The 26382-nt window shown below is 65.5% G+C and carries 29 protein-coding genes; 17 read left to right on the top strand and 12 right to left on the bottom strand.

Annotation, left to right across the window (positions count from 1 at the left end; all coding sequences use genetic code 11):
- The first annotated feature begins 182 nt into the window (after nt 1-182).
- The 5 genes from ACGFI6_RS32835 to ACGFI6_RS32815 all read left to right on the top strand — a co-directional run bounded on the left by ACGFI6_RS32835 (nt 183) and on the right by ACGFI6_RS32815 (nt 3949).
- On the top strand, nt 183-410 hold the full coding sequence (locus ACGFI6_RS32835) for a relaxase domain-containing protein (protein ID WP_393125503.1): 228 nt from the start codon (nt 183-185) through the stop codon (nt 408-410).
- Nucleotides 407-898 (top strand): relaxase domain-containing protein, encoded by a 492-nt coding sequence (locus tag ACGFI6_RS32830; RefSeq protein WP_393125525.1) that lies wholly within the window; start codon nt 407-409, stop codon nt 896-898. Before ACGFI6_RS32835 ends, ACGFI6_RS32830 begins: the two co-directional genes overlap by 4 nt.
- On the top strand, nt 864-1112 hold the full coding sequence (locus ACGFI6_RS32825; RefSeq protein WP_393125523.1) for a hypothetical protein: 249 nt from the start codon (nt 864-866) through the stop codon (nt 1110-1112). The genes ACGFI6_RS32830 and ACGFI6_RS32825 overlap by 35 nt, the downstream gene beginning before the upstream one ends.
- 847 nt (nt 1113-1959) lie before the next feature.
- The gene (locus ACGFI6_RS32820) at nt 1960-3102 is read left to right on the top strand and encodes a PQQ-binding-like beta-propeller repeat protein (protein WP_393125501.1); all 1143 of its coding nucleotides are present in this window, start codon (nt 1960-1962) and stop codon (nt 3100-3102) included.
- Between the two features lies 1 nt (nt 3103).
- Nucleotides 3104-3949 carry a hypothetical protein gene (locus ACGFI6_RS32815; protein ID WP_393125499.1) on the top strand — a complete coding sequence of 282 codons (846 nt, stop codon included), beginning with the start codon at nt 3104-3106 and terminating at the stop codon, nt 3947-3949.
- A gap of 665 nt (nt 3950-4614) precedes the next feature.
- Here the strand turns inward: ACGFI6_RS32815 and ACGFI6_RS32810 are convergent.
- Together ACGFI6_RS32810 and ACGFI6_RS32805 are read right to left on the bottom strand one after the other, a co-directional pair.
- The gene (locus ACGFI6_RS32810; protein ID WP_393125497.1) at nt 4615-4845 is read right to left on the bottom strand and encodes a hypothetical protein; all 231 of its coding nucleotides are present in this window, start codon (nt 4843-4845) and stop codon (nt 4615-4617) included.
- Nucleotides 4842-5075 carry a hypothetical protein gene (locus tag ACGFI6_RS32805; RefSeq protein WP_393125495.1) on the bottom strand — a complete coding sequence of 78 codons (234 nt, stop codon included), beginning with the start codon at nt 5073-5075 and terminating at the stop codon, nt 4842-4844. The genes ACGFI6_RS32810 and ACGFI6_RS32805 overlap by 4 nt, the downstream gene beginning before the upstream one ends.
- A gap of 542 nt (nt 5076-5617) precedes the next feature.
- Between ACGFI6_RS32805 and ACGFI6_RS32800 the strand changes: the two genes are divergently transcribed.
- Nucleotides 5618-6358: a DUF6414 family protein gene (locus ACGFI6_RS32800; RefSeq protein WP_393125493.1), complete on the top strand. Its 741-nt coding sequence runs from the start codon at nt 5618-5620 to the stop codon at nt 6356-6358.
- Nucleotides 6321-7511 carry an AAA family ATPase gene (locus tag ACGFI6_RS32795; RefSeq protein ID WP_393125491.1) on the top strand — a complete coding sequence of 397 codons (1191 nt, stop codon included), beginning with the start codon at nt 6321-6323 and terminating at the stop codon, nt 7509-7511. Before ACGFI6_RS32800 ends, ACGFI6_RS32795 begins: the two co-directional genes overlap by 38 nt.
- A gap of 390 nt (nt 7512-7901) precedes the next feature.
- Here ACGFI6_RS32795 and ACGFI6_RS32790 read toward each other — a convergent pair whose 3' ends face one another.
- Nucleotides 7902-8696, bottom strand: a complete 795-nt coding sequence (locus ACGFI6_RS32790) for a hypothetical protein (protein WP_393125489.1) — start codon at nt 8694-8696, stop codon at nt 7902-7904.
- Between the two features lie 449 nt (nt 8697-9145).
- Between ACGFI6_RS32790 and ACGFI6_RS32785 the strand changes: the two genes are divergently transcribed.
- Nucleotides 9146-11761 carry a hypothetical protein gene (locus ACGFI6_RS32785; RefSeq protein WP_393125487.1) on the top strand — a complete coding sequence of 872 codons (2616 nt, stop codon included), beginning with the start codon at nt 9146-9148 and terminating at the stop codon, nt 11759-11761.
- 1345 nt (nt 11762-13106) lie between these two features.
- On the opposite strand, the gene ACGFI6_RS32780 is transcribed toward ACGFI6_RS32785, so the two are convergent.
- Complete coding sequence (locus tag ACGFI6_RS32780) at nt 13107-13577, bottom strand: Scr1 family TA system antitoxin-like transcriptional regulator (RefSeq protein ID WP_393125485.1); 471 nt, start codon at nt 13575-13577, stop codon at nt 13107-13109.
- A gap of 128 nt (nt 13578-13705) precedes the next feature.
- Here ACGFI6_RS32780 and ACGFI6_RS32775 point away from each other — a divergent pair, with 128 nt between their 5' ends.
- A complete protein-coding gene (locus ACGFI6_RS32775) occupies nt 13706-14221 on the top strand; it encodes a DinB family protein (protein ID WP_393125483.1) in 516 nt (171 codons plus the stop codon).
- Between the two features lie 337 nt (nt 14222-14558).
- Here ACGFI6_RS32775 and ACGFI6_RS32770 read toward each other — a convergent pair whose 3' ends face one another.
- Nucleotides 14559-15944 carry an FAD-dependent oxidoreductase gene (locus tag ACGFI6_RS32770; RefSeq protein ID WP_393125481.1) on the bottom strand — a complete coding sequence of 462 codons (1386 nt, stop codon included), beginning with the start codon at nt 15942-15944 and terminating at the stop codon, nt 14559-14561.
- 84 nt (nt 15945-16028) lie between these two features.
- On the opposite strand from ACGFI6_RS32770, the gene ACGFI6_RS32765 reads away from it, so the two are divergent.
- Complete coding sequence (locus ACGFI6_RS32765; protein WP_393125479.1) at nt 16029-16382, top strand: ArsR/SmtB family transcription factor; 354 nt, start codon at nt 16029-16031, stop codon at nt 16380-16382.
- Nucleotides 16383-16390: 8 nt separating this feature from the next.
- Nucleotides 16391-17446 (top strand): ArsO family NAD(P)H-dependent flavin-containing monooxygenase, encoded by a 1056-nt coding sequence (locus ACGFI6_RS32760; protein WP_393125477.1) that lies wholly within the window; start codon nt 16391-16393, stop codon nt 17444-17446.
- Between the two features lie 22 nt (nt 17447-17468).
- Here the strand turns inward: ACGFI6_RS32760 and ACGFI6_RS32755 are convergent, their stop codons facing one another.
- On the bottom strand, nt 17469-17852 hold the full coding sequence (locus ACGFI6_RS32755) for an arsenate reductase ArsC (protein WP_393125521.1): 384 nt from the start codon (nt 17850-17852) through the stop codon (nt 17469-17471).
- A gap of 174 nt (nt 17853-18026) precedes the next feature.
- Nucleotides 18027-18974 (bottom strand): DUF3048 domain-containing protein, encoded by a 948-nt coding sequence (locus tag ACGFI6_RS32750; protein ID WP_393125475.1) that lies wholly within the window; start codon nt 18972-18974, stop codon nt 18027-18029.
- Nucleotides 18975-19004: 30 nt separating this feature from the next.
- On the opposite strand from ACGFI6_RS32750, the gene ACGFI6_RS32745 reads away from it, so the two are divergent.
- The 3 genes from ACGFI6_RS32745 (at nt 19005) to ACGFI6_RS32735 (ending at nt 20581) form a co-directional block, all read left to right on the top strand.
- Nucleotides 19005-19379 (top strand): hypothetical protein, encoded by a 375-nt coding sequence (locus ACGFI6_RS32745; RefSeq protein WP_393125473.1) that lies wholly within the window; start codon nt 19005-19007, stop codon nt 19377-19379.
- A 2-nt stretch (nt 19380-19381) separates the two neighbouring features.
- Nucleotides 19382-19525: a hypothetical protein gene (locus ACGFI6_RS32740; protein WP_393125471.1), complete on the top strand. Its 144-nt coding sequence runs from the start codon at nt 19382-19384 to the stop codon at nt 19523-19525.
- 738 nt (nt 19526-20263) lie between these two features.
- A complete protein-coding gene (locus ACGFI6_RS32735; protein WP_393125469.1) occupies nt 20264-20581 on the top strand; it encodes a hypothetical protein in 318 nt (105 codons plus the stop codon).
- Nucleotide 20582: 1 nt separating this feature from the next.
- On the opposite strand, the gene ACGFI6_RS32730 is transcribed toward ACGFI6_RS32735, so the two are convergent.
- Both ACGFI6_RS32730 and ACGFI6_RS32725 read right to left on the bottom strand, forming a co-directional pair.
- Nucleotides 20583-20849: a hypothetical protein gene (locus ACGFI6_RS32730; RefSeq protein WP_393125527.1), complete on the bottom strand. Its 267-nt coding sequence runs from the start codon at nt 20847-20849 to the stop codon at nt 20583-20585.
- Nucleotides 20850-21003: 154 nt separating this feature from the next.
- Nucleotides 21004-22290, bottom strand: coding sequence for a glycoside hydrolase domain-containing protein (locus ACGFI6_RS32725; RefSeq protein ID WP_393125467.1), 1287 nt, complete (start codon nt 22288-22290; stop codon nt 21004-21006).
- Nucleotides 22291-22590: 300 nt separating this feature from the next.
- On the opposite strand from ACGFI6_RS32725, the gene ACGFI6_RS32720 reads away from it, so the two are divergent.
- Nucleotides 22591-22782, top strand: a complete 192-nt coding sequence (locus tag ACGFI6_RS32720; RefSeq protein ID WP_393125465.1) for a hypothetical protein — start codon at nt 22591-22593, stop codon at nt 22780-22782.
- The gene (locus ACGFI6_RS32715; protein ID WP_393125463.1) at nt 22779-23288 is read left to right on the top strand and encodes a hypothetical protein; all 510 of its coding nucleotides are present in this window, start codon (nt 22779-22781) and stop codon (nt 23286-23288) included. Before ACGFI6_RS32720 ends, ACGFI6_RS32715 begins: the two co-directional genes overlap by 4 nt.
- Before the next feature lie 198 nt (nt 23289-23486).
- Here ACGFI6_RS32715 and ACGFI6_RS32710 read toward each other — a convergent pair whose 3' ends face one another.
- Nucleotides 23487-24455, bottom strand: a complete 969-nt coding sequence (locus ACGFI6_RS32710; RefSeq protein WP_393125461.1) for an Acg family FMN-binding oxidoreductase — start codon at nt 24453-24455, stop codon at nt 23487-23489.
- A 314-nt stretch (nt 24456-24769) separates the two neighbouring features.
- Here ACGFI6_RS32710 and ACGFI6_RS32705 point away from each other — a divergent pair, with 314 nt between their 5' ends.
- Complete coding sequence (locus tag ACGFI6_RS32705) at nt 24770-25396, top strand: hypothetical protein (protein ID WP_393125459.1); 627 nt, start codon at nt 24770-24772, stop codon at nt 25394-25396.
- 85 nt (nt 25397-25481) lie between these two features.
- Here ACGFI6_RS32705 and ACGFI6_RS32700 read toward each other — a convergent pair whose 3' ends face one another.
- Complete coding sequence (locus ACGFI6_RS32700; protein WP_393125457.1) at nt 25482-25823, bottom strand: hypothetical protein; 342 nt, start codon at nt 25821-25823, stop codon at nt 25482-25484.
- A 15-nt stretch (nt 25824-25838) separates the two neighbouring features.
- Nucleotides 25839-26357 carry a universal stress protein gene (locus tag ACGFI6_RS32695; RefSeq protein ID WP_393125519.1) on the bottom strand — a complete coding sequence of 173 codons (519 nt, stop codon included), beginning with the start codon at nt 26355-26357 and terminating at the stop codon, nt 25839-25841.
- Nucleotides 26358-26382 lie beyond the last annotated feature (25 nt).

The raw sequence follows: 26382 nt of genomic DNA, 5'->3' as shown, positions 1-26382 counted from the left end.
CTCAACGCCTTCGAGATCGCCTTCGACGGCCGCCTCACCACCGGACGCAACTAACCCTCTTCAACCCGAGTTACACCGTTCGTTTGACAGTCCCCACCGTTCCGTTGAGCTGATGTGGAACATCGAAGGTGCCGTGCGGGCCGCCCTTTCAGCTGCCGGCGAGCATACTAATCATCCATCGGTTGAGTGCCGGGGATGGCTACGAGTATCTGCTGCGCGACATCGCAGCAGGCGACGTCGACCGTCGCATGGCTGCCTCGTTGACAACCTACTACTCGGCGCATGGTTACCCCGTGGGGCGATGGATCGGTACCGGGCTGAGAGGGCTGGGCGCCGGCCAACTTGTGGAGGGAAGTGAGGTCAGCGAGGAGCAGATGGCGGCACTTTCGGCCGCGCGCACGACCCGCTGACGGGTTGTTCTCTGGGTCGTCCGTACCCCACTTTCAAGAGCCCGTCGGAGCGGATTCAGGACCAGATTCCGACGCTCGACCCCCTGGACGAGTCCGACCGGTCGATTCAAATTGAGCAGATCCGCAAACGCGAGATGCGCAAGAAGACGCAGCAGGCGGTAGCTGGATTCGATCTCACCTTCCCCCCCGCCAAGTCGGTTTCAGCTCTCTGGGCGACCACCGACGTCGGCACTCAGGAGCAGATCGTCGCCGCACACCATGACGCGGTCCGCGACGTCCTCGGGCTGATCGAGCGGCATGCGGCCTTCACCAGGACCGGCGACCACGGTGTCGTTCTACTCGATGTACGGGGCTTGATCGCCGCGGCCTTCGACCACTGGGACACCCGCAGCGGCGATCCCAGCTCCACACCCACGTCGTGGTCGCCAATCGAGTCCAGGGACTGGATGGTGACTGACGCACGCTCGACAGCAGCACGCTGCCTGTGATGGGTTCGGCTCCGATGTATGGATCGGAGCCGGCACAGTCCTCACCGCGGCCGAGGCGGCAGCGGCCTTCGACGTCGGCGCTCGTTACGCGGTGACACCGGGCGTCTGTGACGGCGCCACGGAGAGCTCGCTACTCGGGCTTCCAGTGCTCGCCGGCGCCTGGACACCGACGGAGGTGATCACCGCGATGGCCGTGGGAGCGAGCGCCGTCTAACTGTGCCCTGCATCGACCGGAGATCCTTCGCACCTGCGAGCCATACGAGCCCCCCTGCCAACCACCTCACCATCCCTGTGGGCGGCATCGACCTCACAACAGCACACGAATACATCGCAGCCGGAATTGGGGTCGCGGCACCGCCGCTTCAAGATGCCCCCGCTGGTGGGACCTCGCCGCTCTCGCGCGCCGAGTCGCCGGGTACCGAGTACCGACCTGCCGTCGGGGTCCGATGAGCACACTGCTGACGACAGGAGAGCAATGCTTGTCCTGCGACGATCAAACCCAGGCGCGCTCACGCTGGGAAACCAGATTGTGGCCTCCATCGCCGGCGCAGCTCTCACCCGCAGGGCTTCGAGTGCAGTGACGCGGCGTCGTTCGCCCATGTTCGCAGACCCCACCCGGGTCCCGTTCGGACGACCTTGCCCATCTCTGTTCCAGTTCTACGCTGCCGAGAACCACGACGAAGTTTCGCGGAGAAGCTCCGCGAACCGAACCCCGCGCTCGAATCCTTCGGAGAGTGGCTTGACCCGCATAAAGACGAATTGCGGCCCGCCGCCAAGTAGTCTCAGTCGCTCGGCAGCTTTCGAATGTTCGACCGGCATGGCGCGTGCCTCTAGCCCGATACGTCGATGCTTCGTATTATCCCGATGGGGAAACGAAGCCGTTGCGCTTCGGAGAGCGATGGGCCGCGTGTGCGGCCGGGGGGAGCACCGAATTGAATACTGCCATGCCCGGAAAGGGCATCAGTTGGCCTCGAAGGCTTGCGCGCCGCACAATTCTTACCACCGGGATCGCAACACTCCTGGCCGCAGATGGCGTGCGATCAGGTCGGCTTGGCCTCTACATGAACGAATTCGACTGGCCGGTCGATCCGTCCTTTGGAAGCTCGCAGAAGAACCGGGGGCTGCCGATCGGCGAAGGCATCCCACTGACCGTCATACGAAATGGCGAGATGCTCGTCGTCGCGGCCGCGGATGCGGTCGGGAGATACCTCTTCACCGGCGATCGGCTCTGGAAACGGAAGTATGACGGCAGTGTCACCCACTGCGCCACGACGGACACCGCGGTCTTGGCCGCAGTCGAGCACGGCGCCGTTGGCGACGTCCGCAGAAGCGGCCTTCTGGCACGCTTGGCTATGGCGTCTGGAGCGGAGTCGTGGACCAAGGATCTCGGCCCGGCCCTTGTCACGGCAGATCTCGCCATCAGCGAGGATCGGGCGCTTGTAGGCGACGCCAGAGGGCGAGTTCGCTGTCTTGATCTGCGGGACGGGACAACTGCGTGGACCTCCCCCTACCTCTGGGGCCCGGTGCAGGCCGTCGACGTGGTCGCTCCCGACACAGTCGCCCTCGCCGTCAGCGACTCGAAGCGCCTGGCGGGGCTCGATATCCTGACCGGTCAAATGGCTTGGCAGCACAAGTTTCTCGGCGGAGCGCAGGTCCTCCGGACATATGCCGCGAAGGCATTGGTCCATCGCCTCGAGTCCAAATCGGCGACCGCCGCGCTCTTCGAGGTCGACCTGGAATCCGGCACTCTCCTTCAGGCTGTCGGCCTGAAAGCGGTGGAAGGTACACCACTGCTCACCGGCGACGATCAGATAATTGTCAGGCGACGAGCACAGATCGCCAAGACAGATTTCACCCGCAAGACGCTGTGGACAGCGACCCTTCCCGACCTGCCGATGAATGACGGCGCCCTATCCGGACAGACCTTGCTGCACGTCCTCTCGAACGCGACGGCTGTTGCCATCAACACCGAAAACGGCTCGACGCTCTGGCGTCGTCAACTTCCGGGCCCACCCGTCGGGGCACGCCCGCGACCATCCGGCGCGCAAGTCTGTCTACTGCAGGACGGAACCGTCTTGGAGATCAATCCTGCGCAGGGCGAGATTTCCTGGAGCACCAAAGTCCTGCGCGCGAACTCCATCGAGATTGCCGGCAACGTCGTCTGTGTCTCGGAGGATCGGCAACTCTACGTAGTGAGGACCTGACGTGGCCAAGGACAAGACGAAGCAGCAGAACAAGAAGGCCAAGCAAGGCAAGCCGTCCGAGAGCGAGTCGAGCACCCGTCAGCCGAGCCCCAGACCTGCCGGCAGGCTGCTCAGCGCGACCTGGCGCCTCCTGAAGACACGACGTGGAAAGATCATCGCCGTCATCCTGGTTGTGCTCGCGCCTCTAGGTGTGATCGCCAGAACATCCGTCGTCACGTCTTTGCGGCCGATAGTCACGAAGGTGGTCGACGGGGTCAGTGGTGGTCTCGGCGCGGATCCGATCGTGGTGACCAATCGACACGAGTACACGGGCCTCACCTACGCCGTCACCGCCCAGATCGCGGCCAACGATCCGTCCCCCACGAAGGGTTGCTTCGACGAGCAGTGGATCAAGGCGAACGGCGGGGTGCCATTGTTCACCGAGATCTACGTGTCCATCAGCACTCCACGTTCGGACGTTGCGCTCGTCGGAGCGAGCATCAAGTACGACACCGATCCGTCTCCGGCCAAGGCAGTCGTCACCTGCGACGAGGGCGGCGACGGGGCGATGACGGTCTTCGACTTCAAGCTGTACAAGTCCAAGAACCTCGAGCGTTCGGTCTCCGGCCAGGGTGCTAGTGAGGACGGAAAGAACATTTTCCTGCCGATGGTTGCCGGCGAGGAGTACCCGGTAGCCGTGATGGTTCAGGTCGGCGAGCCTGTCGTTGCCAAGTGGACCGCGGAACTGCTGTTCCAAGTCGGCGACAAGCAGGTCAAGCACTCGCTCCAAGCTACCCGGACCACAGGAGTCTCGAAGGCGGTTCCAGTCTTCACCTCGCAGGAAGGCCGTTGGATCGCAAGCGGCTGAGGGCTCGGCTTGGGTCTGGATCGGCGGCTGAGCGCGCACGTAGGGAAATCCCCATGATGCCGAGGTCAACTGCGGATCGACTCTGTTGGTGCAGCGTCGCGCAGACCATCCGGTCACAGCGACCTTCGGCAAGGAGCCGACATCGTGCACCGATCATCATTCACCAGGTTGCGACGAATCGTCTTCGCGACCACGGGGCCGCGCTCATCGCGGCCGCATTGCTGACCGCAATACCTGCCTTCGCTGCATCCTGTGCATCCAACATCACGCCCGGGATCCATGTCCGCTCCTGAGTGAACACCGCCAGCGCCGCCCACGGGCAGGTCGCGACCACCACCCTGTCGACGACCTTGGCTGGCGTCCTGCACAACGCGACGGCCGAATTCTCTGATCTCGACATCACAGTGAACGCCGACCTGGCTGGCCACACCGAGCCTCGCTCCGAGGTTCGACGAGTACTCCAGGACGCGGTGACGACCCTGCTCCACAACGTTCGTACCCACGCAGGTGCCAGCCACTTCGTCTCCACGCCGACGTCGGCAGCGGTTTCGATCTCGACCCCACACCGAAGGGATACGACCTCACTCATCATCTGGCCGAGGCCGTGCTACGCCGCGTCGGAGCCGACGTGACCATCTGGAGTTCGGCTGGCCTTGGTACGTCGATCACGATCGCCGGCCCGCTGACTCGCCGGACGAAGTGGCATAGGTCTGGCAGGACGCGTCGTGGATCTCAACGATCTTGGCGGTCAAGACGGCGTCGCGCAGGTCCCGTGATGCCGGACCGCCGGTGCGGTCGGCGTAGTAGGCGGAACGAGAGGCCTCCAGCAACTCACACGCGCGTTTGACGCTGTGGTCGCCGGCCTGTTCCGCTTCGACGAACGGGTAGACGTTCACCGGGTCTCCTTCGCGAAGAAAGCCGTGGCCCATTTGAGGATCTCGACGTCCTCACGCAACCGGCGGTTCTCCCGCCGTAACGCCGCCAACTCGTCACGCTCGGCCATGGTCATGCCGTCGTCACGGGTGTCGGCGTCGGGCTCGGCCTGCTTCACCCAGGCCCGGACCGCGGTCTCGGTCAGACCAAATCCCTCGCGATCTGACCAACGGTCCGGTCCCCGCTCTGGCACAACTCCACGATCTCGGCCTTGAACTCGGGTATGAACGAACGACGAGGCATCCTTCCGGAGCAACCGCTCCTGATCTCGGACGTCCGTCAAAACGGGCCAGGTCCAGCTCAGCACTTGTCGGGCGTGACGCCATGTAAACACAGAGGTTCTGCACCCCGGCCGACGTGGCGACCATCATATGCGCTTTGGGGCTCTGCGGAACGGGTACCAGGCACGACCCATCAGGGACCGTCCGCACCTGGGCTGAGCTATGGGCGGGCCGCCGGGAGATAGCCCGCGCTCGAGCGCCATCCAACTCGCTGGGGGCGCGGCGCTCGATCTGAGCGGCGACAGCGAGAGGGCGCCAGTTCCCGGTCAGCCGCACCTGCTTCGTAATTTGTCCGTGTCCTCAGCGATCATAGGACCGTGACAGATCGCAACACGCATTTCAGACGTTTCATCGGCAACCGACATCCATCTTCGAACACCTCCGGCGTACCGATCAGCCGGGTTGGAGGTACTGACTAATGGTCGCGGCGAACGGGGGCAAATCACCCGCTCCGATGATCAAGGTGGTCTATTTCGATGAGGAGTCGGCATCGGACTACCTGGACATCTCCTCGGGAGGCAAATCTGAATCCACGGCCGAGGACATACGCGAGCGCACCAAAGAGTTGCATGGCAAGGTCGAGGCCGGCTTAGTCGCGAAGCTGAGCTGGCTGCCATTCTTGGGCGCCTCCGGCGAATTAAGCGCAGGTGCTGGAGCATCCAACGCCAGCAAGAGCATTCTGAGCAAGACTCTTTCGAACACGATTCTTACTGACTACCTAGACAAGGCCGGCTCAGATCCTCGGATAGCCCAACTGCGAGATCTCCGTGTGACCGCTCCGAAGGATTCGATGGCGTACATCAAGATGTTCACGCCATATATGGTGATGCTCAAGATGCAGGACATCCCGATCGACTTGGCCCGGATGGACGAGGTTCTCCTCGGAGCCAAGGGATACTACGAACTCCTCGGCCAAACAGTCGACGGCGGCAAAATCGTGCTGCGTTTCAACATCAATGCCTTCCGCAACAACTACGGCCTTACCGATCTCGGCCGCATGCGACTGGCGTTCCACGGCATTCTCGTTGGCCGCACTTCGGAGCACGCTCTGGGTATGGAGGCAGAGATGTCTGGTGGGCCTCGCGATACGCCTGTCACAGCCGTCGAGTTGGTCGACGGCAACACTGGACAAGACAAGGCGGCCTTACTGGATGTCTATGACGTTCTCCTCGCCGGGGTCGAATATGGCGGATGATACAGCAGTCGCTGTCTATTACGGCCCCCTGCCATGGTTCCAGGATCAGTTGAAAAGGAAGCAGACCACGGACCTTCTCGGCCTCGCCTTCGAGCTCGACGAAGCCAGTCGGAGACATATCCACGTCATCGCAGGCCAGGAAGCGCCCACTGAAGAGCCTTCAGCAAGGCCGAGACATGTGACTGCCGAATCTGGCGACTACGCCAGCCTGAGCGAACATGTCATCACAAACTTCATGACCCTTGTGCGAATGATTCGCCCAATGCATCTTCACCTGCATAACCCTCCGGCCCACGTATATGCTCAACTTGAGCGAGAATTCACCGTTAAAGTGATGCGCTATGAGTATCCTAGGGCAAATCGAGACCTCCTCATTCGGTTCCGCGACAACTTCCAGGCGCACCTCGTGGGCCAATCCGCAGTCAAAGAGTCGATATTGGCAGCCCTTTACCCACTGACAACCAGGCGGCGTGCAAAGCCGGTCGTACTGATGTTCTATGGGCCATCAGGGGTCGGAAAAACCGAGACCGCACAGTTGATCAACAGCCTTCTCGGTGGCGCACTCATGCGCAAGCAGTTTTCCATGTTCCACAACGAGAAATTTGCGTCCTATCTGTTTGGGGGAACTCATTCGGAGGCCTCCTTCGCGCGCGATCTGCTAGATCGCGAGTCCGGCGTCATCCTGATCGACGAATTCGACAAAGCAAACTCTGTCTTTCACAGCGCGTTCTACCAATTGTTCGACGGCGGCATCTTCGAGGACAAGAACTACCTGGTGAACGTCGGACCCGCGATCATCGTCTGCACCTCGAATTACGGCACCGAGGATGAGATTCGCGCGGCTCTCGGAGAAGCTCTCTACTCTCGGTTCGACTCGCTAGTTCAGTTCAAGCCACTGTCACACGATGAGATACGACAAGTCATCGACCGGCTCGTCAACGATCGCTTCTCCAACCTCGAGTCCGACGAGCGGGATCAGTTGGACCTAGCCGCCGTCAAGGCCCTTCTATACCCGCTGGCGGGCAACTCCGGCAACGTGCGCAGGCTCGGCAAGCTGGCCGACGGGGTCATATCTCTCCTCTTGGTTCGTGCATTACTGAGTGATCCTGCTCAGATTGAGGTGGCCCCCCACATCGAGGACGCCGCAACATGAGGGGCTAGTAGAGCCGCTCACCGGCACCAACACCCGTTTGACAGCGGTCGACCGGCCTGCGCCCTCAGCGGATCCGCATCGACGATCATCGAGTCGTCACGAAGCCGAGGATGGACCAAGCTCAGGATCGCATCCGCGTTGGTTGACCCTCTGATGTTCAAGTCGTTGGGGGTCGCACCTCCCACCGACGCCTAGTAGGTGGCCGCCCATATATCCGATCGCAGAGTGCCACCTAAGCTGCTGGTCAGCCCAAACTGGGTACCGACATGGTCATCAGTGAGCCGTAGCGAGCGGAGGACACAACTGCTGCGGCTCACGGAATGTGGATCAACCTGCCGACCGGAGCAACACTCGTGTCCCGAGCCATGGCGGCGACTCCCGTACGTGCAATCAGAACGGATGCTTGCTCCATCCACCGCGGATAGCGGCGATCACGGGTGTGTCGGACAGGAGCCGGTCCCAACCAGCAACTGTCATACCCTGCTTCCAGCGCAGATTGCCGCCTAAGGCTGGGACGTGCACGGACAATCCGTGCACCGTCTGGATCGCGGCCTGCAGGACCAGCCGGATCGAGTTGGCCGCATGATGCGACTGCAGCGAAAGCTTGCCTGTGGGGGTCAGATCGACCAGTCCCGGCGTCTTGGCCGGGGCGTTCGCCTTGTCCTGGTGGGCGAAGCCGTGCCGCACCTTAACCACAGCATCGAGCGCATCGGCGGCTGCCGATCCACGATAGGTCGTCGTCGTTCCGCGCCAATTGGTGCCCCTTCCGTACAGTTCGTGCCAGCCACAGGTAACCAAGAGCTCCCAGTCAGGTCGCGGGTCATAGTGGAAATAGGTCCAGAAAAGCTTGGCGATGTTGTTCGAACTCGGTGTTTGAACGATGCCGCGGGTGCCCTCAATCGCGTACCACGGCTGGCCTACGGAAGCTCCAGGCGCGATGCCGCGAGCGCGGATTGCCAGGTCCTCGCAGAACGCTTCCAACGCACCGACGGACGCGACTACCACCGCGCGGTTCAACGACTTGTGCGTGGCCGGGGGCTGGCCTGCGCCTGTGCGGTTCCCCGCTCCTCGGCGGCGCGCCGCCAACTCGGCGTTGCGCTCCTCCACGATTCCGAGCAGCCTCATCGCGTCGGTGAGGTACTCCGGCAGATTGTCCAGCGACTCTTGAAGAGGATGGGCGACCATTGAGCCATCTTGACGGGACGGCTGCGCCGTAACAAGTTGTCTATGGAAGGTATCCAGAGGTGGAAACCCAGACGTCGCCGGCCACCGGACATGCCCCTGGTCGCTGACGACCTCGTGGCAAGGACCTCGCGGTGGCGCTCCGCGCTTCGCCCTCGGAGATCTGGAGTCAGAGCAACCGGGCTCCGCGTACAATCCGGCGAGAGTGATCTCGCCACGGCCTAGTCCGACACCGCACCAAACGGTCGGTGCTGGTCTCGTACACGTTGCATGGCTCTGACTCAGTGCAGAGGTCGTACCGCAGGGCTACGAGCTCTACCTATCGCGCAGCCGTGCGCGTTCACGGAGTGCGACGGAGTCACCGCGTCGCAACTGAGGCTTGGGCGCTCTCGACACTCCGTCGGACGTGTCGGTGCGAGGCTCTACTCTTGGCTTCTGATTCGGAAGTCACGGTGGGGAAGATCATGAGTAGTTCTCTTGAGCCAGCCGGCCTGGCCGGCGTCTCGTTGGAAGGGCTCGCCGCGGCCGGTGAGGTCAAGATGCTTGCCGCCGTTGCCAAGCTCGGAGGGCAGCCAGTGGCGGTGAGCGCACTCGATGTGCTCGCCGCGTTGCCTGACGCCTTCGGATGGTGGTGGGCCGCGGTGCGCGAGTACCCCGAGTCGTCGGTCGCCGAATGGAACAGTGCAGCCCGACTCCCCGCAGGTGTCCTAGTGCCTGATGAATTCGTCGACGAGGTCAGCGTGTTCGTCGTACAGCCAGGTAGCCCGCACGACCCGCGGGCGGGAGCCCGCATCGCACTCTTCAAAGCGCTGGCAGCGGGCGCCATCGCAATCGGGATCGCGCGCCGGATTCTTGTGGCGTCGGCGCCGTCCGAGCTGGAGCTTCATGCGGCCGAACTGCTCGGCGGATCCGATCCAGGAGACCGCGCGACAGTGGTGAATGCGGCGGTGAGGGGCGGTCGCCCGAAGGTCGCGCTGTTGGCTGCTCTCCAGCCACCACTCAGCGCTAATGAGACGGATGTGATTCAAGGCGCACTGGACGTCGTCCTGGGGAACCTCGACTCCTCTGAGCAGCCGTTCGCAGTTCAACTGCTCTCGCGTCTCCCCGCGGCTCAGGGGACCAGTCTGCTTGTTCGCAATTCGGCCGCTCACGGAGCAGTCGTCAATCCGTTGGTTTCGCAACTCGGGGCCCGTGTACGCGAGTGGCTCCCACGACTGCCGCTGGAGGATCAGGCATCAGCTGTCCTCGCGAGGCTTCTGATTGCCCAGATCGGCTCCATCCCCGACCACGAGGAACGCCTCAGCACCGCCGAATGGATTCTGCAGCGCCATCCAGCCGAGACTCTTGATTCCTACATCGGACTGCTTCAAGCCGAGGCCGGGTCCCGTGCAAGACCCGAGGAAGCTCGGGCAGACCTCCGGCGTCTGCTCGTCGCCTCGCCCTCGGATCTGCTCGTCGGTGCCACTGCGGCCGTCGCCACCCTTGCGGACATCCTTAGGTGGAACTTTGATCGGTCTGACGAAGCGAACGTTGCTTTTGGCCAGGCGTTCGCAGGACCAATCGAGGACGGTCGGCTGCCAGCCGATGCCGTCGCCGACAGCATCGCCGATGCGATCCAGTTTCGCGGCAGCGGGGCGGTGGTCATGATCCGCGGTTTGGCATCTGCGCTCGACGCAGTACCCGGGCGTCTCGCGGACGTTGCGGTCGGGACGCCGGAGGGGTTCGCACAACTTGTGCTTGCCCGCGATCTGCAAGGGGCGATCGAGGCGCAAAGACGCTCCGGCGCGGACACCGGCAAGTTTGTCCGCGCGCTGGTCGCGACCAGCGTTGCGCTCCGGCATGAGGCGATTGATGGGGCAGGTGTCTTCGGTGGACTCCTCGATCAGCTTGAGCCGGCGAGGCTCTCCGAGCACGACGTGGTCGCTTTGGCTAACGAACTGCGGCACCGGCCGATGATTCTCCGGAATCTGCTGTGGCGACTGATGAGGACGTTGCGAGGTCCCGAGTCCGCCCGCGCACCCGCAGCCGTGCTGAGGCACGTGATGATGACCGTCGACGACCTTGAGCAGTTCGCCAACTGGCCGATCAACGAGACGGTCGGCGATGACGATCTGGTGCAGGCGCTAACGCAACACCCGGATCCTGAGGTGCGATCGCTAACGGCGACCTGGCTCGGTGAGGCCCCTCCGACACCGGCTAGCCGCCGAATTGCCATCGATGCGGCCGCGTCGGCTGCCGCATCCGACAACCCCTTCCGGGCTGCCTGCGCGAAGATCGCAGGGACACTCGCGACCATCGCGGCGGACATCGCAAGGCCCGACAGAGATCGGGTCGCGGCATTACGCGGCGCGAACCAATCCGACCCGGCCATCGGCCGTGCAGCTGCCTTGAGTCTGGGAAGCAGTACGTCGGTCGAGATCCGGTACACGGCGGCCAAGGTGCTGGCTGAGCGCTCAGGAAGGGGTGAAGACCTCAAAGTGCTGGAAGAGTGGTCAGATCGCGAGCACAACGTCGAGGTCAAGTCGGAGCTCGCCACTGCTGTCCGGAGACTAAAGTCCGGTGATGTCGGTGACGCCTTACACAACCTGCTTGCCTACTTCGGTCTCAGCTCAGCCTTCGAACAACTCGATGCCAGGCACGCTGTCCCGGCTTCGAACTGGAACTCAACCTTCATCGAGTTGGTCGATCCGGTACGAGCCTCTGCTACTGCTTCGGTCAAAGACGCCGTACAAGCCCACGTGCTACTGGCCGACCTTCTTGTAGACCTCGCCGTCGCCACTCACTGGCTCGGTCAGGCCAATCCGAAATTGCAGGCGCAAGGGCAGCAAATCCTGGACAACGACGCGAAGAAGCTTACGAGTGGCAACCTGATCCACAATCAGCAGCTGATCAGAGAGCTGCCGTGGCTGCACACGTTCGCTGCACTGAGGCAACAGCGCAACGCCCACCCGAAGCCTGGGCGCAGGTCTCAGGCCATAGGCGACGACGTACTAAGGCGGCAAGCCCACGACCAGACCCGCATCGTGGTCGAAGGGTGGGCACAGGTCATGCTCGACGCCGAAGGCTAACGCGATGCGCCAGAGCCAACTCCAGGACCCGCTTCAGGCAGACTGGGATGTCTCTGATGGATGGTCCTCGTGAGGCTGGACATTTGGTGTAGAACGCAACGGCCTCGTCTAGGGGTCCATCGGTCGATCACGCCGCCGAACGTGAAGATCTCGCGGGCTTCGATGTCTGCGACTGAGCCGAGGGTAAGCGTTCGATATCTCGTCGAGCGTCGCATCTTGTCTGCCAAGGAAGGCCGCGCCAGTAGCGTTGGTTTCGAGGATGACGGCGGGACTGACGGCCTCGATGCGGTGGCCGCCGATAAGGTCATGTGCCGCGGGAGGGATCTAGGCCGGGATGCCTCCGTTCACCGCGGTGGCGGTGGCTGGTACGGCTGTTCCTGTTGTCAAGCAGCTGCCAAGGGCGAATGACCGAGGCGCCCTGACGGGCCCACTCGAGCTGGCCGGGCGGCTCTAGCCCGAAACCGGCCAGCAAAGCGCTCTTCGCTCCCCCGGTTGAAAGAAGACTCGACGAAGACATCGATGATCGCGTCGAGCGTCCCACCCGCCAGGAGTTCGCAATAGACCCCAGCAAGCTAGCGCCGGCCGAGAGATCCGCGGAGCATGACACGCGACCAGGATCGCACAGTAAGCGGCGGGTCGGGCAGCGACTGCGGACCAGCCGTCATGGCATTCGCCCGAGGCAACCTGTGTCAAGTTCGAGGCGTGTGGTTAAGGTGCGTGTTGCTCCTCGGACACAGACTTCATCCTGCGGGTCTCCTCGCAATCGGACACCGCTTCGCGGCGGCTGTCTTTCAGCCGCCTTCGGCGGCAGGCGCGGACTGCACTGACGACAACTCCAACCGGCGCCTAGCACTGCACAATCCGCCGACCCGCTCGTGGTCGGGAAGCGCGGTGCCGCATCAACTTGTCCGTCGCCACCGCGCTCGTCCGGCACGCACCTGACCCGCCAACGCCTCCATACCCAGCAACTCCCCCAGAGTCACCCGTCATCACCCTCGCTTACACCGTCCCTCCTCTTCGCGCCCTTGAGCACTGGCGTTTCCACTCCGACCCGCCGTGCCCGCTGAACCTCTCGACCATCCGCCACGAACACTCAACGGTCGCACCACCAAAGAACGCGCAATCGGACAACGTTGCGAAACGTTGTCCGCACTGGTTCGGTTCGCTCTCCTGGTTCAGGCGACGTATTGCTCGACTGCTTGCAGGAGGCAACGGCTGCTACGGGGAGAGACGCGGTCATCCACTTCACTAGTCGCCCGGCTCCGTCGACCACGCGGTTCCGCAGGTCGGCCACCCCGTACAGCAGCCCTGACAGCCGGCAGCGGATTCCCCGCCTCTGCCAGTGCTACTCAGGGCTGAGAATCGCCGTCGAGTGATCGCCATAGCCCGTCCGCGAGCGGCTTCGCCTCTCGGGACACTCAACCAGGAGCGTCGCGCCACCTTCCGCTGTGAGACCGCAGTACTCGGACAACACGGGCCGCTTCCGCGGATGCCCGAGCTGGCCGGCCATGACGTCGGTGTCTCCGATGACGTTGCGCAGGACCGGCTCCTCGATCAGCACCGCGAACGTGTGGTCGCCCTCGTGCAGTAACCGAAGGCGGTCAGTACGGACCTTGACGGCGTCCTCAATGTCGTCGGGGAGGTTGCGCCGATGCATGAAGGATCGCAACACGGCGCGCGTGTAGCTGGGCGTCTGGACCGCGCCAGGAATGATCCAGGGTGAGTACGTGCGGAAGCGTCTCGTGCGCTCCCACAGCGGCAGCACGGACTGCTGCGCGCGCTTCAGCCCGGTCTTGCCGTTCTCGATCCGGGACACCTTCGATTCGTGCCAGCCGCATCGCACGCGAGCGCAGTGCCGGAGCAACAATTTGCCTACGGCAATCTGTTTGGAACCCGGTAAGCGTCCGGTCTGGCGCTCACCGCGCAGGTGCGGATGATGGAGGTATGGACAGGCAGTCGGTTCACGATGAGCTTGAGCGGGTTCGCGCGGATTTCCGGCAACTGGTGGAGTCGGCCGACGACGGCCTTCTGCGCAGGCCGTCGAACGGTACGCGGTGGAACAACCGCCAGCTGCTCTTTCACATGCTGCTGGGATACCTGATCACCCGGGCACTGCTGAGACTTGTTCGTGTCTTCGGGCGCCTGCCGCTCGGAGCGAGCCGCATCTACGCGAACGTGCTGAACGCCGCAACCCGGCCGTTCGACGAGGTCAACTTCCTCGGCTCGTACGCCGCCGGCCGCACGGTCAGCCCGGCACGAATGGTCGTGATGTTCGACCACACGGCCGACAAGCTTCACCGCCGCCTCGACGCCGAGACTGACGCCGACCTGGCCCGCGGCATGCATTATCCGACCCGCTGGGACCCGTTCTTCAAGGACTACATGACGCTGGCCGACGTCTACCGCTTCCCGACACAACACTACGACTTCCACCGCCGGCAGCTCACGCTCGACGAGTGAGTCAGCAGCACCCTTTCAGGTAGGCCTGGAGGTCGGCGAGAGCTTCGGCGGCCCCTTCGCGATCGGCTCGGTAGAGGACGGTTTTGCCTTCGCGGCGGGAGGCGACGATGGCGCCGCGGCGGAGGATGTCGAGTTGCTGCGACGCCGTGGACTGGACAGTCGGGACTGGCCGGGGGTTCGCAGCGCGGGGCGCAGATCCGACTGTCATCAACCCGTGTCCGCCGCGGGCGTCCAGCCAGTGCCCGACTGGGATCGACAGCAGACCCCGGCACCAGCACACCGACCAGCCATCCGGGGCCGACCACTGCACGAGTGGTCAGCCCCGGAGATGTGGTCATCAGTTGCAGCAGCCCGACTGCGTGTTGGGCTTGGCCTCGACCACGGTCAGCAGCCCGCCGCTGATTCCGGTCGCCAGGCCACGGCCCACCGGCGCCTCGACGCTGACCGGCGCCGGGCCGCAGCAACCGCCGGCAGCCTCGTCAGCGGAGTCGCCGTAGGCCAGGTTCGACGAGCACACACCGGTCTCGGGCAGGTTCAGCTGGACGTCACGCGCAGCGTCCCAGTCACCGGCCAGCGCGGCCACGACCGAACGTGCCTGCTCGTAGCCGGTCGCCAGCAGGAACGTCGGCGCCCGCCCGTACGACTTCGCCCCCACCGCGTAATACCCGGGCTCCGGATGCGCCAGCTCGTCCACACCGTGCGGCGGGACCGTACCGCAAGAGTGCTGATTCGGGTCGATCAACGGCGCGAGCGCACGCGTCGAGCCCAGGATCGGGTCCAGGTCGAGCCGCAACTCGCTCACCATGTCGTGATCCGGCCGGAACCCCGTTGACTTCACCACCGTGTCCACCACCACCTGCCGGTCCCCTGCCATCAACGCGACCCGGCCGTCCGCCGTACGCGCCATCGACTCGGTCCGGAAACTGCTCACCAGCTCCACCCGGCCCGACTGCACCAGCCGCTTCAGCCGGGCACCAAGCGCACCGCGCGCAGGGAGTTCGTCAGCCTCGCCACCGCCGTACGTCCGGGCCTGGTCTGTGCCCCGAACGACCCAGACCACCTCAGTCCCCGGCTCGTGCTCGGCCAACTCGCCCAGCTCCAGCAAGGTGGTCGCCGCCGAATGACCAGCACCGACAACCGCCGTACGGCGCCCCACGAAGCGTTCACGGTCGTGCTCGAACACGTCCGGCAGCGCGTGCGAGATCGCGTCCGCGACGTCGTCCTCACCACGTGCAGGGATGCCCGACGCACCGAGAACGTTCGGACGGCGCCAGGTCCCCGCCGCGTCGATCACGGCCGACGCCAGCACCTCCTCACCGTCGGCCAACCGCACCAGGAACGGCACCGATTCGCGGCCCGCCGTACGGATGCGGTCATACCCGACCCGGGTCATCGCGACCACCTCGGCGCCGTACCGGATCCTGTCGCCGAGCGTCTTCGCCAGCGGGGCCAGGTACTCGTCGATCAGGTCGCCACCGGTCGGCAACGCGTCCAGGTCCGGCTCGACCCAGTCGCCCTGCTCGAGCAGCCGGCGCGCGGCACCGTCGATGTCGTAGCGCCACGGGCTGAACAGCGTCACGTGCCGCCACTCGTCGATCGCCGCAGCCGCGCCCGGCCCCGATTCCAGCACCAGGAACTCGAGCCCACGCTCGGCCAGGTGCGCCGCCGCGGCCAGTCCCACCGGCCCCGCTCCGATGACTACCACCGGCTCTTTCTGGATCATCCTCTGCCACCCATCTGCCGCTGTCTAGAAGTTCATCTAATCAGGAAGCTTGCCTCTTGATTCGACAAGAGTCAAGATAGACACATGCCTAAACAGGAGCTGCCGGTTCTCACCACCTGCTGCACGCCGATCTCCGAGGCTGCCCTCGACCCGGCGCAGGCGGCCGACGGCGCCGCGGTCTTCAAGGCACTCTCCGACCCGATCCGGCTCCGGCTGATGTCGCTCATCGCCTCCGCCGGCGACGAGGTCTGCGTCTGCGACATCACGCCCCACTTCGAGGTGAGCGGCCCGACAATCTCGCATCACCTGAAGGTGCTCCGCGAGGCCGGTCTGGTCGACTGCGAGCGTCGGGGCACCTGGGTCTACTACTGGCCGCTGCCTGAACGCCTGACCTGGCTCTCGACGTTGCTGTCCGTTCCTGCTGCCGCGACTGCCTGACGACGGCTGTGGCGACAGCATCGCGTGATGTACGCGCGGTGGTCATCGGCGGCGGCCAGGCCGGGCTCGCGACCGGGTTCTACCTGAGGCGGTCCGGTCTGACTCCTGGCCGGGACTTCGTGATCCTGGACGCGGCTGCGACGGCCGGCGGCGCGTGGGCCCGGATGTGGCCAACGCTGCGGACGTTCTCGCCGACGCAGTACTCGTCCTTGCCTGGCTGGATGATGCCGCCGTGGACCCGCGACAGTGGCTATCCGGTGGCAGCACATGTCGTGGACTACCTCACGCGGTACGAGGAGCGCTACGAACTCGACGTACGACGCTCCGTCTCGGTGGAATCGGTGAGTCGCGGCGACAGGCTCGTGGTACACACGGCCGACGGTGACTGGTCGGCCGACCGTGTCATCTCGGCAACCGGCACCTGGTCCAGTCCGTTCGTGCCGACGTACCCCGGGCAGTTCGCCCGCCGCCAGTTGCACACGGCCGACTACCGGGGTGCGGCCGACTTGACCGGTCAGCGGGTGCTCATCGTCGGCGGCGGCAATTCGGCCGCTCAGATTCTGGCCGAGGTCTCACGGGTCGCCGAGACGACCTGGGTGACGCTGCGTCCGCCGCGGTTTCTGCCCGACGACGTCGACGGCCGGGCGCTGTTCGAGATCGCGACCCGGCGGCACCGGGCCCGCCAGCTCGGCGAGCCAGATACCGGCGGGGTCGCGGGGCTCGGCGACATCGTCATGGTCGACAGTGTCCGCGACGCCCGCGACCGCGACGTCTTGCATGCCCGCCGGCCCTTCGCGCGGCTCGTCGAGGACGGAGTCCGCTGGAGCGACGGCACCGAGTCGACGTTCGACGCGGTCATCTGGTGTACCGGGTTCCGCCCGGCCCTCAGCCATCTGAGCCGCCTCGGCTTACGTGGCCCGGACGGGTTGATCCCGACCCACGGCACGCAGGCGATCAAGGAGCCCCGCCTCCATCTGATCGGGTACGGCGATTGGACCGGCCCCGCCTCGGCGACACTCATCGGCGCCGGCCGCACCGCCCGCGATCTGGTTGCCGGACTCTGACCGGCCAGCCAGATCGCGGGCATCAGGAGACCTGCCACTCGCCGACGAACTTCTCGACGCGGTCGCAGATCTCGTCGCGGACCTGGCGAACGACCTCGATCGGCTGCCCGGCCGGATCGGTGAGCTCCCAGTCCTCGTACCGCTTGCCGGGAAACACCGGGCACGCGTCGCCGCACCCCATCGTGACGATCACGTCGCTGCCCTTCACGACGTCGTACTCGAGCTTCTGTGGCACGTTGCCGGTGATGTCGATGCCGACCTCGCGCATCGCCTCGACCGCGACCGGGTTGATCTCGTCCTTCGGTTCCGAACGGGCCGAGCGGACCTCGACCGAGTCGCCCGCCAGATGCCGCAACCAGCCCGCGGCCATCTGCGACCGGCCGGCATTGTGGACACCGACGAACAGAACACTGGGCTCGGCTCGCGGCGGAAGCGCGACGGTTCCAGATCACGTGGTCGGAGTTGCTTGCCGCTACGACGAAACTGTTGCGATGGATCTCGTTGGTCCTGCTCGTCGTCGCGCTGACAACCTGCCACTTCGTCCAGCGGGCCGGTGGTCGGCCGGTTCGAGGCAGGTGCGTCAGCGCGTCTGGATGGGCATGGTGGTGAGGGCGCATTCGACCCAGGTCGTGCCTGGAGCCAGGAGCATGGGCTTCCCGTCGGTAGTCGTGAATTTGAAGGACTCGTTCACCGCACCTTTGCTCCAACGACCGGTGACGACCTTGTCGCCGGTGAACAACTTCAGCGGCCCGGAAGCGTCGAAGACGTCGAGGATCGTCATCGTGGGTTTCGCTTTGGGAAAGCTGGTGTCGCGGTTGGCGGTCAGCATGATGACGTTGTCAGCGGCCACCTGACCGTCGTTCTCGATCACATGCCGCGACCACTTCTCGGCCCGGAGCCAGCGGTGCGACGCCGTGTCGTACGTCCAGTTCGCGGTCGCCGAGCCGCCGTACCCGATCGTCACCGAGGACGCCTGTCGCGTGTCGTCGAGGCGATAGGTATCCGCGGGCACCCTCAGGGTGCCGAGGTCGTCCAGGTCCGCGACACGATCCACATAGTCCAGGACCCATCGATCGGCCATCGTGTCGGCGACGATTCCCTTGGTCGGGCCAATCAACGCCGCGTCCATCGGCCGCAGCGAACGCACCGGGCCGACCTGGGCGGGCAGCTTGGAGTGGAAGATCGCCGCGAGCCGGGTCGTCCCACCGGTGATCGGCTCGACGAACACGATGTCGGCATCAGCCAATCCTCGTTGTGGATGAGCATCAGGCGTGTTCGAAATCTTCACCGTCACCGCCGGCCGATCCAGATCCTCCGCCGTGGGCAGGCCTGTCAGCGGCGCCCGGCCGACCATGCTCGTCGGGCCCTCCGTGCTGGGTGTCGGCGCCGGAATCCCCGACTTGTCATCCCCCCGCCAGCCGCGGACCCCGATCGCGGCACCCGCCAGCGCGACAATCAGTACTGCGATCGACACCATTCGGCCTCGGCGACTCGAGAACCAGTGCTGCAGGCGATGAATATCGTTCATACCCCGAGACTCCCGCCCTGCGACCTCGCCATGCACGGACCAAAGCCCTGTCGATCCGGTCCGACGTACCTAGATCCGAGCGGGCGGGCGCGGTGGGCCGGCGTACGTCGGCCCTCCCCGCGGCGCACGATCCTCGTCTCCAGCCACGTACTGAGCGAAGTCGAGCAGACCGTCGACGACATCGTCATCATCGACAACGGACAGCTCATCCGCCAGGGCAGCCTCGCGGAGCTCGCCCGTCAACAGGGCAGCACAATCGTCATTCCTGCGCCGAACCCGGACCACGTGTCAGCGGCGCTCAGTAGGCTCGCTCCCCCGCCCGATGTGCAGCGTCGAGACGGTGCGTTGATGGTCAGACTGCTCAAGGCCGAGCTCCGGCAACCCGAAGCCACCGCTGAGGTCTGAGGGTGGACAACGAAATCTCTTCACCACCGCCGCGGCGTCCTCCGGGCTCGCCGTCGTCCTCGGCGGCGGGCCTGCTGCTGATCGCCTACGGCGTCGCGTTCGCTGTGCTCGGCACGATGCGCGCCGTACGGCGCGACGTGACCTGACCTCGTAACTCAAGCCACTCCACCGTGCCTGACGAGCCTGGTGCCGTGCGAGCGGTGAGGTCACGGTCGCACGGCACCTGGCAGTTGGAGGATCGCGCCCCTCAACCCGCCCTCCAACAGATCGCTCGACGCCCGTCGACGGGCCGAACGGATGACGAGGAGGATCCGCTTCCACTCTTGCGGTCCGAAGCGTCGGTTCTCCGTTGCGGTCTCCCGCTCGCGGGACCTCGACTTCGACGGGTCCTCCTCGCCACTTCCAGTGGACCGCAGACCTGCTGCCGGGTCGCAGGGCCGAAAGTCCCGACTGCACGGGCCCTTCGTCCTCGGCTTGGCCAACGCGCTGTCGGCGCACTCCTGTTCGTCCGGCTCGCCTGAGCCGACCGGCACAAGGGCTTCCTCAGTGCGCGGATCCAGCAGCCCCGGAGACAGGTGGCGGGGCGAACGGGGCTTTCGGCCCTGCGACCGGAATATGCAGCGATGCACCCTGGCCGCATATTGTTCTCCATCTGGCCCACTGAAGCCGCGTCGGGCGATCCCCTGGTTCCGGCGCCATCCGGGCGTTGCACTGTCGGTCGCCAGCGTGATGTTCGCGGCGGTTCTGCTGCTGCGGATGCTCGCCAGTGGGCCGGTGGACGCCTTCTCGATGCTGTATGCGCTGCCGGTCGCCCTCGTCGTGATCACCTTCGGGCTGCGGTCGGGTCTCGCCGTGGGCCTGCTCGCGATTGCCCTCATCGTCCTGTGGGTCGTCGCACGCGATCTGTCGTTGACACCCATGGGCTGGGCGTCGAGGACTGTGCCACTACTGCTGCCGGCCCGTTGCTCGGAAACGCGTCCGACCGGTTGCGTCTGGCCGACGCGGAGCGCCGCCGGCTGGAGGCCGCCAACCTGCAAGCCGGCCCACGAATCCTCGACGAGACGATCGGCCAGGCCCAGGGCCTGGTCTCTACTCTCGTCCGCCAGGCCGGTCACGGGACACGGGTCTCCACCACAGCGCCGGAAGGCAATGACGCCGCCACACCGCCTGAGCCGGCGATCGAGCACCCGAGGCGCGTCTGAGTCAAGACCCGAGTTCGGTCAGGAGCTTCTCGACCCGTGTGCGGATCTCGTCGCGGACCTGCCGGACGATCTCTATCGGCCGACCGGTCGGGTCGGTGAGTTCCCGGTCCTCGTAGCGTTTGTCCGGGAAGATCGGGCACCCAAGCCGGCCTCCACCTCGTCGGTCCAGAAGCCTGACCACCAGAACCCACCAGGAGAAGACGTCATGTGCCGACCAGTCCTCTGCAAGACCTGTTCCAAGACCACGTGGGCCGGCTGCGGCCAGCACGTCGCACAGGTCAAGGCGATGGTCCCCGCCGATCAGTGGTGTACTGGACACCCCAAGGCCGAACGCCAAGCCGGCAGGAGCTGGCTCACCAGACTGCTGGGACGCTGACCAAGATCCGGCTGCACGAAACACCAGCATTGGGCAACGTAGGTTGTCAGCACCGCCGGTTCGGTGGGCTGTACGTGGTCTTGCTCGGTGTGGCGACGTAGTAGTCGGTGACCCATGTACCGTCGGACAGGCGATCCCACACCGCGGTCGTGCCCACCTTCGTACCAACGCGCTGACAGGTGATCCAGGCGAGTGATCCGATCGGCAGCAGGCCCGCGTACGCGGCGTATGCAGTACCCGGGCCGTGCCGTCGGGTGAGGTTGTTCACCGTCGTCTGGTACGGGAGGGAACAGCCGGGAATCGGCGCGCTGTAGCCGGTTTTGTTCGGGGTACGCACGTAGTAGTCCGTCACGTAGGTGCCGTCGGCCAGCCGGTTCCAGACGGTCGTGGTGCCGAGCTTCGGACCGAACGTCTGGCAGACGATGCGGATCCCGGAATTCGCCGCGATGGTCGAGCGGATCTGGTACGCAGTCGAGGGCCCGCTGTAGGAGTAGATCGTGGTCCTGACCGTGTACGTGTACCAGACCGTGGCGGCTGGTGCGTCGAACCGGTCGCTGTCGATGTTGAGTGTCACACCGCCGTACGTCTCGTTGTGGTCGCCCCGGTACTGCTTGCCGCGCTGGCCGATCGCCCAGAGCGTGTTGGGCACGGTCGGCCAGCCGGACAGAGAGCTGTTGCCGTCCCAGCGGGCGATCCAGAGCGCGTCCGGGCGTGCGTAGGAGCTGGAGTTGTACGCGGCCGCCAGGTCGATTGCGCCGGAGTTCTGGTGCGCGTAGACGCCGGACAGGTAGCCCAGAGCATGGAGCTGCCTGGTCCAGGCCGACAGGTACCGCAGTACTGTCGTTCGGCAGGCACTGTCGGTGATGGCGTAGTGCTCCATGTCGGCGTAGATCGCACCGCCACCGAACAGGTTGAGTGCTCTGGCGGACAGGACCGCATCCCTGGCCTGTGACGCGCCCTGCGTGGTAGCCGACGGTACTGTCATCTTCACAGCGTTGGGGCGGAACGTGCACGGCGCCTGGTAGCCCATGTAGATCGGGATCAGCCGGTAGCCCATCTGAGTCACACTGCTCACCCAGCTCGGCGTCAACTGCGGCTGAGCGCAGGTGCGGTTCACTCCTCCGATGTAGATGCCGATCGCCTTGTAGGGCGACGTCTTCCACGCCGTCAGCTGGGCGATGCTCGGCGCCGTACACGTGTCGAACGCCAGTCCTGTGAACCGTGTCCCCGTCGCGCCGGCCGGATAGCTGAGCGGCGTGGTCGGCTCCGCGGCGGCGGGCAGTCCGACGACCGTCAGCGCGAGTGCTGCGACAAGTACCTTGAGTTTCAGCATGATGACCCCCTGGAAACCATGGCCCGATGGTGCGCCGGCGCCAATCGCGACTCCAGGGCCCAATGGAGCGTCGTGCACCGCCGATCGGACCTCACCAGCCAGGACCTTCGACCCGTCCCGCCGAACAGTTGCAGTGTCAGATCCACAAGAAGACCTTCTGCGACTCGACCCTGACAGAGCGTCATGTTGCGGAGCGGGTCGTCGTGGGCCTACTGGCCTGTTCCGGCGGGACTTCTGTCACTGGTTCAGGCGCACCTACCGGCGCAAGAATCAGCTTTCGTCAAAGGAACTGTGCGATGAGTGGGGGCCGCAGTGACCCTCGACGCGATCGCAGGCTCGGTGCTGGAACACGGCTGCCGGACGTTCCCGATCGAGATCATCGCCGACATCGATGTGCCGGACACCGTCGTCACGACGTCCGTGACCGCCGCCGACGAGCGAACCGTCACGCTGAAGGTCACGAAGGTCGTCGGCGAGCGGGACGCTGAATGACCACCGCGCCGCCGACCGCGGCGACCGAGGTGCTCAAGCTCATTCAGGACCAGTTGGCGGAGGAACGCAGTACGAAGACCTCACTCGAAGGACGGGCGGTCGCAGTAATCACTACGTCGGGGACGCTGACGACCCTGCTCTTCGCGCTGTCGGCTCTCGTCACCAAAGGTTCGGACTACAGCTTGCCTTGGCCGGCCCGGGTGCTCCTGATTCTCGCCGTCGCCGCGTTTCTCGCCGCGGCGGTCATCGCCATCCTCGCCGCCCGCCCGCAGGCCTATCGCGAGGTGACCGTGGACTCGCTCCGCGAGGCGGCCGCAGCCGAGAACCTCGCACTTCCCGCGTCCGAGGCCCAGCCGGAGATCGCCGGCGGACTGATCGACATCATCCAGCGGAGCCGCGAGAACAACGGAACGAAGGCAGATCGCCTGAAGGCCGCGATCGGCGCGGAGGTGGCCGGCATCGTCCTGGTCGCCGCAGCCGTCGTGACAATCCTCATCGAAGCCTGACGGCACGCGCCGTCGATCCACAAGACATCGACAGCGTCATGGCGAACCCGGACGGCCTCGAGCCGCGAACTGAGCCGTGCACGATCTGGAGCGCCTGCCGCCGCAGCATGCCCTCGTAAACGGCCCGCTCGAGGGCGCCCGCGTCGCGCCAGGACTCGTCGACACCCACCTGGATGACAAGGTCATCAGCTCGCCACCTCACTCGTCCGGGAGCAGGACCTCGGCGATCGGACGGCGTGGCGTGGGTGGAACATTCGGGCCGTACCCGAACCGGATCACCGCCTGCGGACGCCGCCAAGGCCCCAGCGGATCGTTGACCTGCCAGCGCAGTGCCGCGTGCTCGATCACCTGATTGAGCAGCGAGGTCGCGACACCGTGCGCGGTCGCTTCGAGAAGAATCCGCTCCATCGCCTGCCCGGCACGCAGCCACTCCAGCGGACCGTCGTGCCTGGTCGCCAGGACCGCCATCTGCGGCTCTCGCTCGAAATCGGCCACGATGCGCCTCGCGTCTTCAGGCGTGGCAGCGAGGTCGCGAACCGCCGTGGTGCCCCCGGCGGGCAGCGGGCCGAGCACGCTCGACGGTACGCCGTCGACGTCCCGGTCGCCGCCGACCCAGCGACGCCGCTCGGCCATCCGCGTGTTGCTGCCTTCGTCGGCGGCATTCGCCTCGTTCGTTGCCATCTGCAACCACCACCGGCGGGAAGGGCGGTCGAGCCATTGCAGCTCGGCAGTCTCGATCCGCGCTGCGTCCTCCAGCCGTTGCCGCACCTCGGCCGGCACCCGCTGTTCGGTGAACGGCTCGCGATTCGTGCGGCGATGCAGGATCGCCGGCGCCAGTACCGCCAGCGCCTCGTCGGGCCGGCCGCCCAGGGCGGCTTCAGCGACGAGATCCGGCTGTCGCCGATCGCGCAGCTGATGGACCTGCGAGCCGTACCCGAGGGATGCCGCCGCGACGCGGAGGTTGAAAATCGCGGCTCCGAGCGTCACGAACAGCATCCGGCGCTCCGGGTCTTCGGCCGGCAACTCGCGCTCACGGTCCCGGTGGACCTCGACAGTCCAGCCCCGGAACCGGAACCGCCACGGCTGGGTGTTGTGCATCGACGGCGCGGCAACCACAAGCCGGATCAGCTCTTGCCGATCTCCGTCCGGCACCGTCAAGTGCGTCATGGTTCCTCCTCGCAGCCCAGCCTGGCAACGCGACGAGCACGCCGGCAGGGCTGTCGTACCCTTCCTGAGCAGGACCTTGAGATCTCCCGGGCAGGACGGTCGGGCGCCGTACCGGTAAGGAGGTCGGTGGGCCGGAAGTAGTGGAACGGCGATGCGAACCGCAGCCCGCCGACGCCGTCGATGAGCAGCGCCAAGGTCAGAGCCGTTCGCACCCGAGCTTCAGGAGCCGAACGGCCGATGGGTGCCGGGACGTCTGCCGCTGCCCACCGCCCGCCGACGGCTCGACGCTGGAATCCAGAGGAATGGGGATCCCGATGCTGACCGACCACCTGACCACCGAGACACTCGGCGTACTGCTCCATGCCGCCGGCGCCGCAGGTCCGCACCTCGCCAGGCCATGGCGGCTCGAGGTCGACGGCCACCTGATCGATGCACGGCTCGACAACGCATCCGCCGTACCCGCCGCGATCGCTCGTGCGGAGCGCATCACCACCGGAGCGGCCGTGTTCAACCTTCAGTGCGCCGCCGCCTCACTCAGCTTCCAGACCTGGAGCAGCGTGTATCCATATCCTGACGATCCCGGCCTCGCAGTCCGGACCGTCATCGAACCGACCGGTCTGCCCGACGAGGAGCTGCGGAAGCTGTACCACGCGATCCTCTCCCGTAACCTCCGCCGGCCTCCTGGCAAACCCGGCGCCGCGGCCCGATTCGCGCTCGAACGTGCAGCCGAGCTCGAGGGCGCCCACCTGTTCTGGCTCCCCGAGTCCGACCGGCCAGCCGCCGTCGTCAGCACCGACCTGAACGAGCCGGCCGATCACATCCACACCGGGATGGCCTTGCAGCGGGTCCTCCTCACCGCCCTCGCTCATGACGTGCACACGGCTTGCCCCAATCAGACGCTGATCCGCTTCGGCGGCTCCCCGGCAGAGATGACCAAGTAGGGGTCCCGATGCCCCAGGTCAGATTCCATTGCGAAGAGCCAACTGCCGTACGGAGGACTCTCCTGGTGCTCGAGTCGCGGGGTCCCTACTCGCCCCACAGCAGGTGAGCGGCATGCCGACCGTTCCCCGCCGCTATCTCGTCGCCGCGATCCCGGTCGCGTCGCTGGTCGTCGTCTACCTCCTGTTCCTTGCTAACAGCAACTTCATCACGGAGCGCGCGATGACTGCCGTGACGCTGATGCTGACCGGCGCCAGTGTCCTGCTGCTCGCCGATGTACTGCCGGGAGCTGTCGCCTGGCTCACCCCGCTCCTCGCGGTCGCGGCGGTTGTCTGCGCTACGTTGTCGTTCACGCTCGCGCCGACCCTGCTGCTCACCCTGTCGATCGCCACCACCGTCATCCTCTGGTCTCTCCACCTCGCCGAACACAGCACCTTCCAACCATCAGGTGTGGGCAGCCCAGCTGCATCTGACGGACCCCAGCAGCAGTCCCTTGACGCCGCCGCGTCCACGGGAGCCGACGACGACCAGCGACGCGTCCGCCGACGTCTTGATCAGCTGCGCGCCGGCCCGACCCTCGAGAACCGCGGCGCGGACCTTCACCGTCGGGTACTTGTCCGTGGACGGTTCGACGCTCTCGGCGAGCCAGTCCTTGAGCAGTTCCGAGGTGGTACCGGCCGACGCCGCGTACTCCGTCTGCGGCTGCCAGCAGTACACGACCCGGAGCGGCTGTCCGGTCCGCGATGCCTCCTCGAATGCGAAGCTCATCGCGTCGTCGGAGTCGGGCGAACCGTCCGTGCCGACGACGATCGGTCCGGCGCGACGGTCGTCGCGTACCACAACCACCGGGCACGGCGCCTTGGCCGCAACCGCCGTTGCGACCGAGCCGAGGAACGCGGCCGACATCTTGTTCGGTGACCGCGTGCCGACGACGACCATCTCGGCGTCGCCGGCCTCGGCCAGGATCGCGTTCGACGGATCCAGGTTC

Source organism: Kribbella sp. NPDC048928 (assembly GCF_043197975.1).
In the GTDB taxonomy this organism is placed as follows: Bacteria; Actinomycetota; Actinomycetes; order Propionibacteriales; family Kribbellaceae; genus Kribbella.
The sequence above is the reverse complement of the archived record's forward strand: the minus strand, read 5'-3'. Positions and strand labels throughout refer to the sequence as shown.